The 15,663-nt window shown below is 74.9% G+C and carries 16 protein-coding genes; 10 read left to right on the top strand and 6 right to left on the bottom strand.

Features of this window, described 5'->3' with window-relative positions; translation table 11 throughout:
• Positions 1-15: 15 nt before the first annotated feature.
• Positions 16-780 (bottom strand): DUF6227 family protein, encoded by a 765-nt coding sequence (locus CP968_RS19400; protein ID WP_150519210.1) that lies wholly within the window; start codon positions 778-780, stop codon positions 16-18.
• Between the two features lie 192 nt (positions 781-972).
• On the opposite strand from CP968_RS19400, the gene CP968_RS19405 reads away from it, so the two are divergent.
• Positions 973-1,614: a vitamin K epoxide reductase family protein gene (locus CP968_RS19405; protein ID WP_150519211.1), complete on the top strand. Its 642-nt coding sequence runs from the start codon at positions 973-975 to the stop codon at positions 1,612-1,614.
• Positions 1,615-1,691: 77 nt separating this feature from the next.
• Here CP968_RS19405 and CP968_RS19410 read toward each other — a convergent pair whose 3' ends face one another.
• Complete coding sequence (locus CP968_RS19410; protein ID WP_150519212.1) at positions 1,692-2,102, bottom strand: rodlin; 411 nt, start codon at positions 2,100-2,102, stop codon at positions 1,692-1,694.
• Positions 2,103-2,367: 265 nt separating this feature from the next.
• Between CP968_RS19410 and CP968_RS19415 the strand changes: the two genes are divergently transcribed.
• Both CP968_RS19415 and CP968_RS19420 read left to right on the top strand, forming a co-directional pair.
• Positions 2,368-2,832, top strand: a complete 465-nt coding sequence (locus CP968_RS19415; RefSeq protein ID WP_150519213.1) for a hypothetical protein — start codon at positions 2,368-2,370, stop codon at positions 2,830-2,832.
• 153 nt (positions 2,833-2,985) lie between these two features.
• Entirely contained in the window at positions 2,986-3,225 is a 240-nt protein-coding gene (locus CP968_RS19420; RefSeq protein ID WP_150519214.1) for a chaplin, read from the top strand.
• A gap of 82 nt (positions 3,226-3,307) precedes the next feature.
• Here the strand turns inward: CP968_RS19420 and CP968_RS19425 are convergent, their stop codons facing one another.
• From CP968_RS19425 to CP968_RS19440, 4 genes are all read right to left on the bottom strand, one after another.
• Positions 3,308-3,655 (bottom strand): hypothetical protein, encoded by a 348-nt coding sequence (locus CP968_RS19425; protein ID WP_150519215.1) that lies wholly within the window; start codon positions 3,653-3,655, stop codon positions 3,308-3,310.
• 161 nt (positions 3,656-3,816) lie between these two features.
• A complete protein-coding gene (locus CP968_RS19430) occupies positions 3,817-4,932 on the bottom strand; it encodes a chaplin (protein WP_150519216.1) in 1,116 nt (371 codons plus the stop codon).
• Between the two features lie 121 nt (positions 4,933-5,053).
• Positions 5,054-5,287 (bottom strand): chaplin, encoded by a 234-nt coding sequence (locus CP968_RS19435; protein WP_150519217.1) that lies wholly within the window; start codon positions 5,285-5,287, stop codon positions 5,054-5,056.
• Between the two features lie 237 nt (positions 5,288-5,524).
• Positions 5,525-5,935, bottom strand: coding sequence for a rodlin (locus CP968_RS19440; protein WP_150519218.1), 411 nt, complete (start codon positions 5,933-5,935; stop codon positions 5,525-5,527).
• Between the two features lie 380 nt (positions 5,936-6,315).
• On the opposite strand from CP968_RS19440, the gene CP968_RS19445 reads away from it, so the two are divergent.
• From CP968_RS19445 to CP968_RS19475, 7 genes are all read left to right on the top strand, one after another.
• A complete protein-coding gene (locus CP968_RS19445) occupies positions 6,316-7,407 on the top strand; it encodes a DUF3344 domain-containing protein (RefSeq protein WP_150519219.1) in 1,092 nt (363 codons plus the stop codon).
• Between the two features lie 19 nt (positions 7,408-7,426).
• Positions 7,427-8,614, top strand: coding sequence for a glycosyltransferase (locus CP968_RS19450; protein ID WP_150519220.1), 1,188 nt, complete (start codon positions 7,427-7,429; stop codon positions 8,612-8,614).
• Positions 8,611-10,140 carry an exopolysaccharide biosynthesis polyprenyl glycosylphosphotransferase gene (locus CP968_RS19455; protein ID WP_373303988.1) on the top strand — a complete coding sequence of 510 codons (1,530 nt, stop codon included), beginning with the start codon at positions 8,611-8,613 and terminating at the stop codon, positions 10,138-10,140. The genes CP968_RS19450 and CP968_RS19455 overlap by 4 nt, the downstream gene beginning before the upstream one ends.
• On the top strand, positions 10,140-11,507 hold the full coding sequence (locus CP968_RS19460) for an O-antigen ligase family protein (RefSeq protein ID WP_150519221.1): 1,368 nt from the start codon (positions 10,140-10,142) through the stop codon (positions 11,505-11,507). The genes CP968_RS19455 and CP968_RS19460 overlap by 1 nt, the downstream gene beginning before the upstream one ends.
• Before the next feature lie 335 nt (positions 11,508-11,842).
• Positions 11,843-13,621: a lipid II flippase MurJ gene (locus CP968_RS19465; protein WP_150522003.1), complete on the top strand. Its 1,779-nt coding sequence runs from the start codon at positions 11,843-11,845 to the stop codon at positions 13,619-13,621.
• Complete coding sequence (locus CP968_RS19470) at positions 13,611-14,384, top strand: polysaccharide deacetylase family protein (RefSeq protein WP_150519222.1); 774 nt, start codon at positions 13,611-13,613, stop codon at positions 14,382-14,384. The genes CP968_RS19465 and CP968_RS19470 overlap by 11 nt, the downstream gene beginning before the upstream one ends.
• Positions 14,381-15,652 carry a glycosyltransferase gene (locus tag CP968_RS19475; protein ID WP_229885907.1) on the top strand — a complete coding sequence of 424 codons (1,272 nt, stop codon included), beginning with the start codon at positions 14,381-14,383 and terminating at the stop codon, positions 15,650-15,652. Before CP968_RS19470 ends, CP968_RS19475 begins: the two co-directional genes overlap by 4 nt.
• Positions 15,653-15,663: the final 11 nt, after the last annotated feature.

A 15,663-nucleotide genomic window follows, 5' to 3' on the forward strand; every position in this document is an offset into this window, starting at 1 on the left:
CCCCCCGCGCCGCCCTCACCGCACCCGCGCGCGGAGCCGCATGGCTCCGCGCGCGGCTTCTTCGCTCTCGTACACCTCGCACATGTGCCGCCCGTCCGGCGTGGCCGTGTGCTCGACCTCCCACAGGCTGACCTCGGCCCCGTCCAGCAGCACGAAGGCGTGCTCGTACAGGCTGAAACCCGCGTCCCGGCCGCCCGGCAGGGACGCCCGCGTGCCGAAGGCCTGCGTGATCCGGTGGCCGTACGCCGACCGCAGCCGCGCCGCGACCTGCGCACCCGGCCGGTCCGCGTTCTCCGCGCGCCGCAGCACCCGCCGGGCGTGGTCGGCGGACTCCTCCACCGTGTACTCCCGCCGGCACCGGTCCGCGGCCGCGAACAGCGCGCTCAGCCCCGCAGGATCGCGCCCCGGCTCCGCGTCCCCCGGCAGCGGCGCCGGGTCCAGGGCGGCCTCGGCCGGGGCCTCCCCGAAGAGCCGGACCACGGCCGGACGGATCTCCGCCCTGCTCGCGAAGACCTCGTACCGCACCGCCCGGTCACTCTCCTGCCGGTACGCCAGCTCCCACAGCGACACCGACCCGCCGTCGGCCAGCAGGTAGGTGTGCCGGTGGCTCTCCCGCCAGGCACCGGTGGCGGGGGAGCGGTGCGTGGTGTAGAGGGAGGAGCTGTGGGCGAGCGCCGTACCGAGGCGCTCCACCAACGGGTCCGGCAGGTCGAAGGAGTTCAGGGCGCGGCCCAGGAGTCGGTCGAGGTGGGCCTCGGTTGTCTCGTACGGATCGCTCAAGGTGGGTCTCCAGGCCGTCGCAGCGAGTCACTCGGCAGGTGCTCAACGTAGCCCCTCCGCCTGACATCACGTCCGGGATTCGGTAAAACGTCCGGGAAGCATCAGGGGTTCCCGCCACACCTTCAGGTCAACCTGCGTACGAATAGGCATGGTTGGCCCGGCTCTGGTAGGGAGCGGGGGACTATGGGCCGCATGGCAACGAATACAGTGGGCGTCCCCCGCCAGCAGGGACGGCCCCGCACGCACGACGAGGGCGAACGGGAAGCGGCGCCCCGGGGGTTGGCCTGGCTGCTGGCCGTCACCGGCGCCGCCGGGGTGCTGGCCTCCTGGGTGATCACCCTCGACAAGTTCCTCCTGCTGGAGGACCCGGACTTCAAGCCCGCCTGCAGCCTGAACCCGGTCGTCTCCTGCGGCAGCGTCATGAAGAGCGACCAGGCGGCGGCCTTCGGCTTCCCCAACCCCATGCTGGGCCTGGTCGCCTACGCCGTCGTGGTCTGCGTCGGCGCGGGCCTGCTGGCCGGCGCCCGCTACCGGGGCTGGTTCTGGCTGGGTCTGAACGCGGGCACGCTCTTCGGCGTCGGCTTCTGCTCCTGGCTGATGGTCCAGTCGCTCTACGAGATCAACGCCCTGTGCCTGTGGTGCTGTCTGGCCTGGGTGGCGACCCTGCTGATGTTCTGGGCGGTCACCGCGCACACCGTCCGCACCGGAATCCTGCCCGCCCCCGGCCCGTTGCGCGGCTTCTTCACCGAGTTCGGCTGGGCCCCGCCCGCCCTGCACCTCGGCGTGATCGGCATGCTGGTCCTCACCCGCTGGTGGGAGTTCTGGACCTCCTGACCGCCCGGGCGTGCCAGGGCCCCGGCAGCTGGACGCTGCCGGGGCCCTTCTGCGTCACTCCGCGGGCGTGGCGGAAATCAGCTGCCGATCGAACCGTTGCCGGAGAGGACCGGGATGTTGTCGAGGATGTGCGAGAGCGGCTCGTCACCCTTGGCCTGGGTGGAGTTCTCGGTGCACTGCTGGTTCTGCGGGTTGGACAGGACGTTGATGTCCTGGACGCCGACGTTGACCAGGGCGACCAGCGACTGGGCGTTGATCTTCGCCGGGAGGCCGATGCAGGGCTTGTTGAGCGTGCCCTGGACGAGGCCGAGCTGCGGGCTCATGTCGCCGGCGGTCTTCTGGTTGCCGTAGATCTGCTGCGACCCGTTGCCGTTGACCGTGTTGACGCCGTTGTCGTTGCCGATGGCCATGGCCGGGGCCGCGGCGGCGGCGCCCGCGCCGATCGCGACGGCGGAGACCGCGGCGGCGGTCATGAACTTCTTGAACATCTTGATCCTTCTGTCGCACGAGTGCCCGCTAGTGGAGCGCCCTGGTCAACTGCCCCGGCAGGGGGTTGGTTCCGTTGCTTCACTCAAACGGCCTGCGGCGCCCCGGGTTTTCCCCGGACCGGGTGAGAGCGCTCCGGACGCCTGCGCGAAGCCCGTACGCAGCCGGTACCGCGACGGCTCCGGTTGCGGTCCGTGCGGCTTGTTGCACGGTGGGTAAGGAGGCGGATCGCTCGGGTCCGTCTGCCACCACGCGTAAGGAACCTCCATGCACCGCACCACGCCGTCCCGCGCCCGACTCCTCGTCCCGTCGGCCCTCGCCGCCGTCATACTGTCCGGCGCGATCGCCCCGGCCGTGGCCGCGGACGGTTCCGGCTCAGCGGAGGTCACCCGGCGCGTGGCGGAGGTCCAGCAGAAGATCGACGCGATCGCCCGGACCGACGAACGGGCCGCCGCCGGCCCCGTCGAGGACCTCCTCGCCGGGTTGAGCAAGACGATCGCGGACCTCCTCAAGTCCCTGGAGGGGCTGCTGCCCGCCGGGGTGAAGCTCCCGCCCATCGAGATCCCGAAGCTGCCGGCGCTGCCCGCCGTGCCGGGAGTGCCCGAGATCAAGCTGCCGCCGGTCGAGGTGCCCAAGGTGCCGCCGGTCGGCACGGTTCCGGCCCTGCCCACGGGCGCGGTTCCGGCGATCCCCGACATCCCTGCGATTCCCGACATCCCAGACGTTCCGTAGCCGCCGGGAGCCGATCGAATCCGCACGCGGTTACGACTATTGGGCTGAACAGGTCTGATCGCGTGCGGAACCGTGTCGCCGGGGAAGATGGACCGTTTCGCTCGGTGTGAGCCCCGGATCGGGGCAGAACGTCGAACAGAAGGTGCACTTCCCATGAACTCTGCCAAGAAGGCCGCCCTGGTCCTGGCCACCGCCGGTCTCGCCGCGGCCGGTGCCGCCGGCGCCGCCTCCGCCGACTCCGCGGCCGAGGGCGCGGCCGTGGGTTCCCCCGGTGTCCTCTCGGGCAACCTGGCTCAGGTCCCGGTCCACGTTCCGGTCAACCTGTGCGGCAACTCCGTGAACGTCGTCGGCCTGCTGAACCCCGCGTTCGGCAACGTCTGCGTCAACGACTGACGCCTGCGCACGACCGACTGTGGGCGCCCCGGCCTCGCCGGTGGCGCCCACAGTCATGTCGGCCGCGGTCCTGGCCGGCGGCTCAGCCGTTGCCGCCGTTGAGCTTCACGCCCCCGAGCATCGGGGAGGCCTGGGTGGCGCCGTTGGCCAGGCCGAGGAGCTCGCCCGGGACGTCGTTGCGGACCTTGTTGACCTTCTGGACCGTGCCCACGACCTTGTTGATGTGGCCGTTCTGCTCGGCCAGCCCGGCGCCCACGGTCTCGGGGAGGTGCTCGGACACCGGGGAGACCGCGTTCAGCGTGTCCGTCACCCCGCTGGTCAGGCTCATGGGGGGCATCGCGGCCTGGGCGTCGGCGGCGAACGCGGGGGCGGTGGCGCCGAGGGCGGCGACGGAGCCGACGACGACAGCGGCGACCTTCGTGAGCTTCATTATCGAAATCCTTTTCCAGCGGCGACCGTCGCGCCGCTTTCGCCCTGGGTAACGATTCCCACCCGCTACGGAAACGCGGTCGAGCGAGTGCACGACAGCGGCCGGAGAATCCGACGAGGGATTCTCCGGCCGATATTTATTCCGATTACCGTCCCTTAAGGTCAGGCGATACGGGACCGCCGGTACAGAATGGCGCCGCCCAGGACCAGCGCCGAGGCGAGGGCCGCCGCGGCGCCGGGCCGGCCCGCGCCGGTCTCGGCCAGGACGGGCCCGGCCGTGCTCACGGGGGCGGGGGCGCGCTCCGGCGCGGGCGCCGGCGGCTGCGCCGGAGCGGGGGCCGGGGCCGGCGTCAGGTGCACCGGGGTGTCGCCGGCGGGGGCGGCCGGCGGCTGGTCGGCGGGCGGCCCCGCCTCGGGGGCCGGGAGCGGGGCGGGCGCCGGGTGCTCCCGCTCCACGGGCAGGCTCCCGTGCGGCGGGTGCGCGGCGGGACCCTCCTCCCCGACGGGGACGGGCGCGGGCAGCGGGGCGGGCAGCGTCCGGGGCGGCTCCTCGGCGGGGGCCGGGACGGGCTCGGGCGCGGGCAGCGGTACGGGCACCTCGTGCACCGCCGGCGGCGGCGCGGGCGCCGGGTGGACGTCCACGGGCTCGGGCGGCGGCGGGGCGTGGTGGGCCGGAGGGGTGTGGTGCGCGGGCGGGGCGGCCTCGGGGTGCTCGTCGCAGTCCTCCTCGGTCTCCTCCTCCTCGGGGCCGCCGTAGCCGCCCCGGTCGCGCGGTTCGTCGTGGCGCGGGGCCGCGTGGCGCGGGCCCTCGGGCCGCGGCTGCTCGGGCCGCGCCTCCTCCTGGCGGGGGGCCGCGTGCCGGGGGCCGTCGGGGCGCGGGGCCGGGTGGGAGGCCTCCTCGTGCCGCCGCTCCGGCAGTGCGTGCCGGCCCCGGTGCTCGTCGAGGTACCGCTCGAAGGCCTCGGCGTGCTCGGGACTGAGGTAGCGCGCGTAGTCGTGGCCCGGGCCGGCGTCCGTACCGGTGGTCGTGGCGCAGGTGTTGCCCATCGCGGGGTTCAGGGCCGCCGCACCGTCCACGCTGTTGCCGCACACGTTCGGGGCGAAGGTGACCGGTACCGAGACGCTGTTGCCGGACAGCACGCCCGGCGAATGCGAGACCTCGGACGTGGCCCCGGGGTGCGCGTAGGCCGCGCCGGTGGCGATCGACAGCAGGCTCGAAGCGGCTGCCGCCGTGAGCATCCCCTTGCCCAGTACCTGTCGGCTCAGTACCTGTCGCATGGGTCCTTCCCTGTCTACCGGCGCGGGCGCCGGTGCTGAATCGAAGGTGGCCCCGGAGTGCACCGCCGTGCACTCCGAGGCCACCCCGAGGAGGTTCGCCCTCGCGGGCGGAAGCGCTTCGTCAGGCGTTGACGCAGGTGTTGCCGAACGCGGGGTTCAGCAGGCCGACCACGTTCACGGTGTTGCCGCAGAGGTTGACCGGGATGTGCACCGGGACCTGGAGCAGGTTGCCGGACAGGACGCCCGGGGAGCCCACGGCGGCACCCTCGGCCGCGGCGTCGGCCATGGCCGGGGAGGCTGCACCGGCGGCCATCAGAACGCCGGCGGCCAGCACCACTGCCTTCTTGTACGTCATGTGATTTCGATCCTTCCCGCAGAGGCGTATCCACTGCAGAAATAACAACGAGTGGCGGGGTGAAAAGAAACCGCGATTTTCCGGAGACCGCTCGACAATTCACTCCGGTGCCGGGCCGTAATTCCAGGCGCCGGGGAGATTTGCCGGGTCTTTATGCGGGTGGGCCGGAAGGGGCCCGACACGCGGCGAGGCCGCCGCGACCCGAAGGTGCGACGGCCTCGCGGGCACGGGCCTCGATCAGCTGCCGGAGGAGACGTTGCCGGAGAGGATCGGGATGTTGTCCAGGATGTGCGACAGGGCCTCGTCGCCCTTGGCCTGGGTGGAGTTCTCGGTGCACTGCTGGTTCTGCGGGCTGGACAGGACGGGGATGTCCTGGACGCCGACGTTGACCAGGGCCAGCACGGACTGCACGTTGGCCTTCGCGGGGAGGGCGATGCAGGGCTTGTTGAGCGAGCCCTGGATCAGCGCCATCTGCGGGCTCATGTTGCCGTAGGTGGCCTGGTTGCCGTAGATCTGCGAGGCTCCGTTGCCGTTGACGGTGTTGATGCCGCCGTCGTTGCCGATGGCCATCGCCTGCGGAGCCATGGCGGCACCGAGGCCCACGACGGAGGCGGCAACCGCTGCGCCAGCCACAAACTTCTTGATCATTATCGTCCCTTTTTTGCAGGATTGCCCGGTACTGGAGCACTCGGATCAACGGTCCGGCCCGGCTCCGGGTTTCGACGCTTCACCCGGATGCCGCCGTTTCGAGCCGCCCGGTTGACGTTCGGGCGGCTCCGCGCGGACCGCCGGACCCCGCGTCCGGGCAGGGCGGAAGCGGTGGCGGGGGCGCCGCGCGCCGGCCGCTTCCCGGGCTCCGGCATTTCTTTCCGTTCGAACAATGGTGCTCGTCATAACGACCTGCCGGGTAAGAGGGTGCGTGCCGTAGCCCGAAAGGCCGTACGAGCGAGTCCGACGTGATTTCCAGCCTGATTTCTGACAAAGTTCACTCCTGTTTTGTCCCCCTGATCGAAAATGGAGACAGGGTCATGGGTTCCTCCCGCAGAATCCTCGGCGCGCTCGGCCTGCTGTCCTGCCTCGCACTTTCCGGATACGTTCCGACCGCGGCGGCCGCGGTCCCCGCTCCCCGCGAACTGCCCCGGGTCCCGTTCGCCCAGCGCTACCAGGCCGTGCAGCACGGCGGACTGGTCAGGGCCTCGAACGCGGGCATCGGCTGCCGGCGCGAGGAGTCGCCCCGGGCCGCTTCGTGCGCCGAGGTCGAGCGGGGCGCGGCCGGGGTCAACGGCGACTACGAGATGTTCTACAGCGAGGTCGACGAGGACCCGGACACCTACAACTCCACCCGCGCCGAGCTCAAGGTGCCGCAGGGTGCCAAGGTCTCCTACGCCCGGCTCTACTGGGGCGGGAACCTGCGGGTGGGCGAGCAGAAGCCGCCCGAGGACAACGGGCGGGTGCTGGTCGCGGAGCCGGGCGGCGCGTACAAGGAGGTCCTGGCCGACACGGTGATGGGCCACCGGACGGACGCGGGCAGCGACGCCTACCAGGCCAGCGCGGACGTGACCCCGCTGGTCCGCAGGGGCGGGGCCGGGATGTGGACGGTCGCCCAGGTCAACATCGCCATGGGGCACTCGGAGGTCGGGGCCTGGGGCGGCTGGACGCTGGTCGTCGCCTACGAGGACCCCCGGGAGCCGGTGCGCCGGATCTCGCTGTGGGACGGGTTCGAGGCGCTGGCCGCCCGGGCCGGCGACGGGACGGTCGAGCTCACCGGGCTGGACGCTCCGCCCGGGGCCGCGGGGCGGGTCGGAGTGGTCGGGTACGACGGGGACCGCGGGGTCCTGGGGGACTCGCTCGGCGTGACGGCCGACAGCGGACGCCGGGTCAACCTCAGCGATGCCGAAAATCCTTTCAATGATGTTATGAATTCCACGATCACGGATTTTGGACATCAGTCGTTCGTGCGACAGCCCGAACATATGAATAATCTCGGATATGACGCGGACGTGTTCGACCTGAGTCCCGCCCTGTCCGGTGGTGCCCGCAGTCTGAGCTTCAGGTTCACGGGCGAAAGTCAGGGCCATTTCCTCGGCGTGCTCTTCGTACAGACCGACGCGCGCCGCTGAACCCAGGGGACCACTTCACGTGCCCACACAGCCATTGGCAGCACCACCCGCCACCGTCCTCCACCTCGTCCAGCCCGTCGACGGCGGTGTCGCCCGCGTCGTCGCCGACCTCGTCCGCGCGCAGCGCGCGGCGGGCCTGCGCGCCGTCGTCGGCTGCCCGCCCGCCGGGATCCTCCCCGACGCCGCCCGGGCCGCCGGCGCCGAGGTGCACGTCTGGCGCGCCGGGCGGGCCCCCGGGCCCGGGCTGGCCGCCGAGGTGATCGGCGCCCGGTCCCTGCTCCGCCGGGTCCGTCCCGACCTGCTCCACGCGCACAGCGCCAAGGCCGGGCTGGCCGGACGGCTCGCCGCACGCGGGACCGTACCGACCGTCTTCCAGCCGCACGCCTGGTCCTTCGACGCGGTCGGCGGCGCCACCGGCGCGCTCGCGCTGCGCTGGGAGCGGTACGCGGCCCGCTGGGCCGACCGGGTGCTCTGCGTCAGCGAGGCCGAACGGCTCGCGGGCGAGGCGGAGGGGATCGCCGCCCGGTGGTCCGTCGTCCGCAACGGGGTGGACCTGGACCACTTCCGCCCCGACGGCCCCGACCCCGACCGCGAGCGGGCCGCGGCCCGCGCCCGGCTCCCGCTGCCCGAGGCCCTCCGCGGCGACGGGCCGCTCGCCGTCTGCGTGGGCCGGATCTGCCCGCAGAAGGGACAGGACGTCCTGCTGCGGGCCTGGCCGCAGCTGCTGGGCCGCGTGCCCGCGGCCCGGCTCGCCCTCGTCGGCGACGGCCCGGACGCCGACCGGCTGCGCACCACCGCCCCGGCCGGCGTCCACTTCGCGGGCGCCGCCCCCGACATCCGACCGTGGCTTCGGGCCGCCGATCTCGTTGTACTGCCGTCGCGGTGGGAAGGCATGGCGCTCGCCCCGCTCGAAGCCATGGCCTGCGGCCGCCCGGTCCTGGTCTCCGACGTCAGCGGGGCCCGGGAGAGCCTGCCGCCCGGCCAGGGACGGCTGTGCCTGGTACCGGCGGAGGACCCGACGGCACTGGCCAAGGCCCTGGGACGGCTCCTCGCCGAACCGAGGCTCCTCGCCGAACTCGGGGAGCAGGCCCGGCAGCACGCCCGGACCGACTTCGACGTGCGGCGGACCACGGACGCGGTCACCGGTCTGTACCACGAACTGCTGGGCAGGCCCCGGCCCTCGAACCAGGAGCGCATCAGCCGATGACGATGGACAGCGCACCAGCCCGGCACACCGGGCAGGGCGGCACGGGGCACGCCGGCGCAGCCGCCGGCACCACGGCCGTCCGCCGTTCGCGAGCCGCCATCCACCCCCCGCGCGGTCCCAAGGCCGCACCGGCGCGGTCCGCCGTCCGGCCGCAGCGGATCCGCCGCCGCGACGGCGTGCTCCCGCGGTTCACCGCCGACGCGCTGGCCGCCGTGCTGACCGCCGCGGCCCTGCCCGCCTTCGCCCCGCCGAACGAGGCGCTGCCCGTGGCGGCGGCCGTGCCCGGGGCCCTGCTGCTGGCCGCGCTGCACGCCCAGGCCGGGCTGTACCGGCCGCGGCTCGCCCCCTCGGCGCTGGTCGAACTGCCCGCGCTGGCGGGACGTTCCGCCGTGCTGTGGAGCGGGACCGCCGCGGTCGTGGCCGCCGTGGACCCGGGCCGGGCGCTGGGCTGGAGCGTGCTGCTGACCGCCGTCTGCCTCCAGGTCGTACTGGCGTGCGCGGGACGCGGGTTCGTCAACCAGCTGCACCGCCGCTCCGCCGTCCGCCGGCCCGCCTCCACGCTCGTCGTCGGCCCCGGCGCGGGGGCGGGCGCGGTCGCCGCGGCCCTGCTCGGCCGGCCCGAGTACGGACTGCGCCCCGTCGGCCTGGCCGACTGCGCCGGCGCGGACGGCGCGGACAACGCCGCACTGCCGGTCCTCACCACCCGCGAGGACATCCGGCGCGCGGTCATCCAGAACGCGGTGCGCCACGCCGTGTTCACCCGCCCGCCCGAGGCCGACGAGCGCACCGCCTCGCTCGTGCGCCTCTTCCGCGACCACGGCTGCCGGCTCTGGCTCGCCGACCCCGCCGGGACCGCCAGGGTCACCGGCATGCGCGTCGCGCACCCCGCCGACCAGCTGTGGGGGTACGCCGTCCAGCCGCTCCTGCCGCGCCCCGCGCGCCCCTTGGAGCGCTGGGGCAAGCGGGGCATCGACGCCGCGCTCGCGCTGGCCGCGCTGGCCGTGGCGGCGCCGGTGATGGCCGTCTGCGCCCTGGCCGTACGGGTGGGCGACGGACCGGGCGTGATCTTCCGGCAGGAGCGGGTCGGCCTGTACGGGCGGCCCTTCACCCTGCTGAAGTTCCGCACCCTGCGCGCCGACGCGCACGAGTCCGCCACCCGCTGGACGGTGGCCGGCGACCGGCGCATGAGCCGGGTCGGCTCCTTCCTGCGCAAGTCCTCGCTGGACGAGCTGCCGCAGCTGTGGAACGTCGTGCGGGGCGACATGAGCCTGGTCGGCCCCCGCCCCGAACGGCCCTTCTTCGTCGCGAAGTTCTCCACCGTCCACCCCGGCTACGGGGCCCGGCACCGGATGCCCGTCGGCATCACCGGCCTCGCCCAGATCAACGGGCTGCGCGGGGACACCTCCATCGAGGACCGGGCCCGCTTCGACAACCACTACATCGACACCTGGTCGCTGTGGCAGGACCTGTGCATCCTCGCCCGCACCGCGGCCTCCTTCTTCCGCTTCCGGCTGGGGGGCAGCTGATGAGCCTCGCCGTGTCACCCGACGGTGTCGTCCGGTCCGAGCCGCCGGTGCTGCTGCGCCGGCACTGGCCGCTGCTCCCGCTCGCCGCGACCGTGCTGTTCCTGCTCGCCCCGCTCCCGGCGGGCGACGCGAGCGCCTCCGGGAAGGTCGGCCCGGCGGACGCGGCCTCGCTGCTGCTGGTGCTGGTCTGCGCGGTGCAGGCGCTGCGCGGCCGGGTGCGCCGGCTGACCCCGCTCGGCGTGCTGGTCCTCGGGGCGCCCGCCGTGGGGCTCGCGGTGGCGACGGTGACCGCGGGCGACCCGTACGCGGCCCTGCCGGGCTTCGTGCGCTACCTCCAGGTCTTCGTGCTGGTCCCGGCGGCCGTGGTGCTGCTGGTGCGCGACGCGGGGGAGTTCCGGATCGCCGCCGGGTGCTTCGTGGTGCTGGCCCTGGCGCAGGGTGCGGTGGGCGTGGTCCAGTACGCCACCCACACCGGGGCCTCGTACCAGGGCGAGGACATCCGGGCGGTGGGCACCTTCGGCCCCGGTGACGTCATGGGCATGGCCACGGTGGTGGCGTACGGGCTGGTCGTGGCCACGGCGGTGGCGCTGGCGCCGGGCGGCGCCCGGCGCACGCGGCGGGCGGCGGCCGGCGCCGCGCTGGCGCTGGTGGTGCCGCTGGTGCTGTCGTTCAGCCGCGGGGCGTGGATCGCGACCTTCGCCGCGACGGCCCTGGTGATGCTGCTCGCCGGCGTCAGGCGGGCGCTGAAGGTGCTCCTCGCGCTGACCGCGGCGGGCGTGGTGCTGGTGGGCGGCCTCGGGGTCGGCTCCGACATGGTGGCGGAACGGCTGGCCTCCATCACGCAGGTCTCCAGCGCCCCCGACCAGTCGGTGACCGACCGGTACACGATGTGGGCGGCCGCCGAGTCGATGTGGCGCGAGCGGCCGGCCGCGGGGGTGGGGCTCAAGGGCTTCCCGGCCAACCGGGACGGCCACTCCTCGCTGGGACTGTCCTCCGGCAGCGACACCGCCGGCGCGGGACAGGCCTACGTCCGCCAGCCGCTGCTCTCCCCGCACAACATGTACCTCCTGGTCCTCAGCGAGCAGGGCCTGATCGGGCTGACCGCGCTGGTGGGCGGCTGGGCCGCGCTGCTGGTCGCGGGCGTGCGGCGGGCCGCCGCGGGCGGGGCCGCGCGGGACTGCGGGCTGATCGCGGTCGGCCTGCTCGTGTGGCAGCTGACGGACTTCCTCTACGCGGACATCGGCGGGCCGTCCACCGTCCTGACCGGAGTGATCATCGGCCTGGGCGCCTGGTGGGCCCTCTCCGACCCGGGATCCGCGGGCCGGGCCCCCCGGATCCCGGCCCTCGACGGGCCGGCCCCCCGGTGACGGACCCGACGCCCTGGCGGCGGCCCGCGGCGACGGAGGTCGCCGCGGCCGCCGGGTGTCCGCCGCACCCGGCCGAGCCGGGCCCGCCGCCCGGTCCCGCCGGGGCCCCGGCCGTGCCGCCGCCCGCACCGCCGTCGCCGGCCGCCGCCGCCGCCCGGCCGGCCGGACCGGCGTCGCAGGACCCGGGGTTCGTGGCGGGCGCCCTGCCGCGCTCGGCCGCCGGCGGGCGCCGCGGCGTACGGCCGGCCCCGCGGGCCGGCCAGGACCCCCGGGCCCCGCACGCGGTACAGAACCCACCGGCCCCGTACGGCGCACGGGCCACCGGCGGCCGCGCCGTGCCGCGGCCCGGCCCGTCGCCCGCGGCGCCCGGCGACGGCCGGGGCCGCGACGGCGCACGGCCGGGCCGCGCCGCGGCCGCCCCGCCCGGCGCCCCGGCCGGCATCCCGCCCCGCGGCCCCGCGGGCGGCGGCGGCTCCGGCGAGGAGCCCGGCGGGAGCGGACCGGCTCCGCTCGGCCGGTTCCTCGCCCGGGCCGCCGCCGTCACCGCCGTACTGACCGCGGCCGGGGCGGTGTTCGGGCTCGTACGGGACCAGACGATCGCGCACCTCTTCGGCGCCGGCCACGACAGCGACGCGTTCCTCATCGCCTGGACCGTCCCCGAGATGGCCTCCACGCTGCTGATCGAGGACGCCATGGCGCTGCTGATGGTGCCCGCCTTCAGCCACGCCCTGGCCCGGCGGGCCGCCGGCCGCGCCGGACTCACCCGCAAGGACGCCCGCACGCAGGACCCCGTACGGCTGCTGGTGGCCGCGACCCTGCCCCGGCTCGCCGTCTTCCTCGCCGCCGTGGCCACCGTGCTCGTGCTGGCCGCGCCGCTGGTCGTGGCCGTCCTCGCGCCGGGCCTGCCCGACCCGGCGCTGGCCGTGCAGTGCACCCGGCTGACCGCCCTGACCGTGCTGTCCTTCGGGATCGCCGGCTACTTCAGCGCCGCGCTGCGGGCCCACCGGTCCTTCGTGCCGCCCGCCGCGATCTACGTGGCGTACAACGTCGGCATCATCGGCACCCTGGTCGCCCTGCACAGCCTGTGGGGGGTGCGGGCGGCGGCCGCCGGAGTGGCGGTCGGCGGACTGCTGATGGCCCTGGTCCAACTGCCCGCCTTCATCCGCCACGTGGGCTTCGGCCCGGGCCGGGTCAAGGGCGCGCCCCGCTGCCAGCGCGACCGCGACCGGCCCACCCTCATCGCGTTCGGCCTGATCGCGCCCGTCGTCTTCTTCGCCGTCTTCCGGCAGTCGCAGGTGCTCGTCGAGCGGTTCCTCGCCGCCTCGCTGCCCTCCGGGGCCATCTCGCACCTCAACTACGCGCAGAAGGTCGCGCAGATGCCGATGGTGCTGTCGCTGATGATCTGCACGGTCACCTTCCCCGTGGTGGCCCAGGCCATGGCCGGCGGGGAACGGGAGAAGGCCCGGCGCCGGGTGGAACAGGACCTCGCCCTCGCCTCCCTCGCCGTGCTCACGGGCACCGCGATGGTCGTCGGCTACGCCCCGCAGATCATCCAGGTCCTCTTCGAACGCGGGGCCTTCACCCACCAGGACACCCTCGCCACCGCCTCCGTGATGCGCGTCTACGCCCTCGGACTGCTCGGCCACTGCCTCGTCGGCGCACTGTCGCGGCCCTTCTTCTCCACCGACCGGCCGACCTGGTTCCCGGCGCTCGCGATGGGCGCCGGACTGCTCGTCAACGTCGTCGCCGGAGCCTTCGCCGTCGGCTGGTGGGGCACCTACGGCATCGCCGCCGCCAACGCGGCCGGCATCACCGCCACCGCCGTCCTGCTGCTCACCGGCCTCGGCCCGCGGATCATCGCCATCGAGGTCCGCCGGGTCGCGGCCAGCATCGGCCGGCTCGGCGTGGCCGCCGCGGCGGCCGGCGGCACCGGATGGATCGCCGGCCCGATGATCCCCGACCCGCTGCTCAGCGCGGCCCTCGGCTGCCTGCTGGTCCCGGCCATGTTCGGGGCCACCGGCACGGCCGTGGGCGCCATCGAAGTCACCGCCCTGCCCGGTCAGATCGCCCGGTCCTCGTCCCAGCTCACGCAGAGGTTCCGCCATGCCCGCTGACACCGACACGGCCCCCGCCGCGGTGCGACCCACCCGCCGGGCCGCCGCGCCGTGGGTCCTGATGTACCACTCGGTCGCCGAGTTCACCGACCCCGCCGAAGACCCGTACGGCATCACCGTCACCCCCCGCGCCCTGGAGGCCCAACTGCTGTGGCTGCGCTCCCGGGGCCTGCGCGGGGTGTCCGTCGGCGAGCTCCTGCGGGCCCGCGCGGCCGGGCGCGCCGAGCGGCTCGTCGGCCTCACCTTCGACGACGGCTACACCGACTTCCTGACCCGGGCCCTGCCGCTGCTGCGCCGCCACGGCTGCACCGCCACCCTGTTCGTCCTGCCCGGACGGCTCGGCGTCGACAACGTCTGGGACCCGCTGGGGCCGCGCAAGCCCCTGCTCACCGCCGAGGGCATCCGCCAGGCCGCCGCCGCCGGACAGGAGATCGGCTCCCACGGACTGCTCCACCAGGACCTCACCGCCGCCTCCGACGACGTGCTCCGCCAAGAGCTGCGCGGCAGCCGCGACCTGCTGCGCGAGCTCACCGGCACCGTGCCCGCGGGGTTCTGCTACCCGTACGGACACCTCGACGCCCGCGTCGTCGCCGCCACCCGCGCCGCCGGCTACGGGTACGCGTGCGCCATCGACCCCGGCCGGCTCGCCGGCCCGCACGCCCTGCCGCGCACGCACGTCAGCCAGGCGGACGGCGCCGCCCGGCTGCGGATCAAGCAGCTGCGCCACCAGACCCGCGAGCTGCGCCGGGGGGTGCGCCCGTGAAGCACGTGACGGACCTCGGATCGGCCAGGGCGCTGCACGTCATCACCGGCCTCGGCATCGGCGGCGCCGAACAGCAACTGCGGCTGCTGCTGCGGCACCTGCCCATGCCCTGCGACGTCCTGACGCTGACCAACCCCGGGCCGGTCGCCGAGGGCCTGCGCGCCGACGGGGTGCGGGTGGTCCACCTGGGGATGACCGGCAACCGCGACCTGGGGGCGCTGCCGAAGCTGGTCCGGTTCATCCGGCGCGGCCGGTACGACCTCGTCCACACCCATCTGTACCGCGCCTGCGTGTACGGACGCCTCGCCGCCCGCCTCGCCGGGGTCGGCGCGGTCGTGGCCACCGAGCACTCCCTCGGCGACGACGAGATCGAGGGCCGGCCGCTGACGCGCGGGGTGCGCGCGCTGTACCTGGCCGGCGAGCGGATGGGCGCGGCGACCGTGGCCGTCTCCGACACCGTGGCCGCCCGGCTGGAGGGGTGGGGGGTGCCGGCCGCGCGGGTACACGTCGTACCGAACGGCATCGAAGCCGTCCGGTTCCGCTTCGACGAGGGCGTACGGCGCGCCACCCGGACCCGGACCGGCCTGCCCGAGCGGGCCTTCGTGGTCGGCGGGGTCGGCCGGCTGGTGCCGGGCAAGCGGTTCGACGTCCTGGTGCGGGCCGTGGCGGCGCTGCCCGGGGCGCACCTGCTGCTCGCCGGGGACGGACCGGAGCGGGCCGCGCTGCGCAGACTGGCCGCCGAACTCGGCGCGCAGGGCCGCGTCCACCTGCTGGGGGAGCGGGACCCGCTCGGCGACAGCGCCGACGGCCGCACCCCCGGCATCCCCGCACTGCTGGCCGCCATGGACGTCTTCGTCTCGCCGTCCCGCGAGGAGGCCTTCGGGCTCGCGGTGGTGGAGGCGCTGGCCGCCGGGCTGCCCGTGCTGCACGTGACCTGCCCGGCCATCGACGACCTGCCGCCCGACCAGGCGCCCGGTGCCCGGCGCATCGGGCCGGGCACGGAGGAGCTGGTCGCGGCGCTGCGCGGGCACATGGAGGCCGGTGCGCGGCGGCTGCCGGCCCCGCCGGTGGTCCGCCGCTACGACATCGCGCGCAGCGCCCGGCAGCTCCTGGACGTCTACGCCCTGGCGCTCGGAACGCCGGTCGACGGGGCCGCCCCGGCTCCCGCGGCCGGCGGCCCGGCCCCCGAGGGTCCGCCGGGCCTGGACCTGGCCGCCCCGGGCTCCCGTACCGGGCGGGACGGCGGCGGACCGCCCGGACCCGCCTGACCCGTACACGT

Source organism: Streptomyces subrutilus, from assembly GCF_008704535.1.
Lineage (GTDB): Bacteria > Actinomycetota > Actinomycetes > Streptomycetales > Streptomycetaceae > Streptomyces > Streptomyces subrutilus.

Excerpts from the sequence above, each read along its gene's own strand:
- CP968_RS19460 (WP_150519221.1), top strand. The coding sequence starts at position 10,140 with ATGAGCCTCGCCGTGTCACCCGACGGTGTCGTCCGGTCCGAGCCGCCG.
- CP968_RS19420 (WP_150519214.1), top strand. The coding sequence starts at position 2,986 with ATGAACTCTGCCAAGAAGGCCGCCCTGGTCCTGGCCACCGCCGGTCTC.
- CP968_RS19470 (WP_150519222.1), top strand. The coding sequence starts at position 13,611 with ATGCCCGCTGACACCGACACGGCCCCCGCCGCGGTGCGACCCACCCGC.
- CP968_RS19440 (WP_150519218.1), bottom strand. The coding sequence starts at position 5,935 with ATGATCAAGAAGTTTGTGGCTGGCGCAGCGGTTGCCGCCTCCGTCGTG.
- CP968_RS19415 (WP_150519213.1), top strand. The coding sequence starts at position 2,368 with ATGCACCGCACCACGCCGTCCCGCGCCCGACTCCTCGTCCCGTCGGCC.
- CP968_RS19405 (WP_150519211.1), top strand. The coding sequence starts at position 973 with ATGGCAACGAATACAGTGGGCGTCCCCCGCCAGCAGGGACGGCCCCGC.
- CP968_RS19435 (WP_150519217.1), bottom strand. The coding sequence starts at position 5,287 with ATGACGTACAAGAAGGCAGTGGTGCTGGCCGCCGGCGTTCTGATGGCC.
- CP968_RS19455 (WP_373303988.1), top strand. The coding sequence starts at position 8,611 with ATGACGATGGACAGCGCACCAGCCCGGCACACCGGGCAGGGCGGCACG.
- CP968_RS19445 (WP_150519219.1), top strand. The coding sequence starts at position 6,316 with ATGGGTTCCTCCCGCAGAATCCTCGGCGCGCTCGGCCTGCTGTCCTGC.
- CP968_RS19410 (WP_150519212.1), bottom strand. The coding sequence starts at position 2,102 with ATGTTCAAGAAGTTCATGACCGCCGCCGCGGTCTCCGCCGTCGCGATC.
- CP968_RS19425 (WP_150519215.1), bottom strand. The coding sequence starts at position 3,655 with ATGAAGCTCACGAAGGTCGCCGCTGTCGTCGTCGGCTCCGTCGCCGCC.
- CP968_RS19430 (WP_150519216.1), bottom strand. The coding sequence starts at position 4,932 with ATGCGACAGGTACTGAGCCGACAGGTACTGGGCAAGGGGATGCTCACG.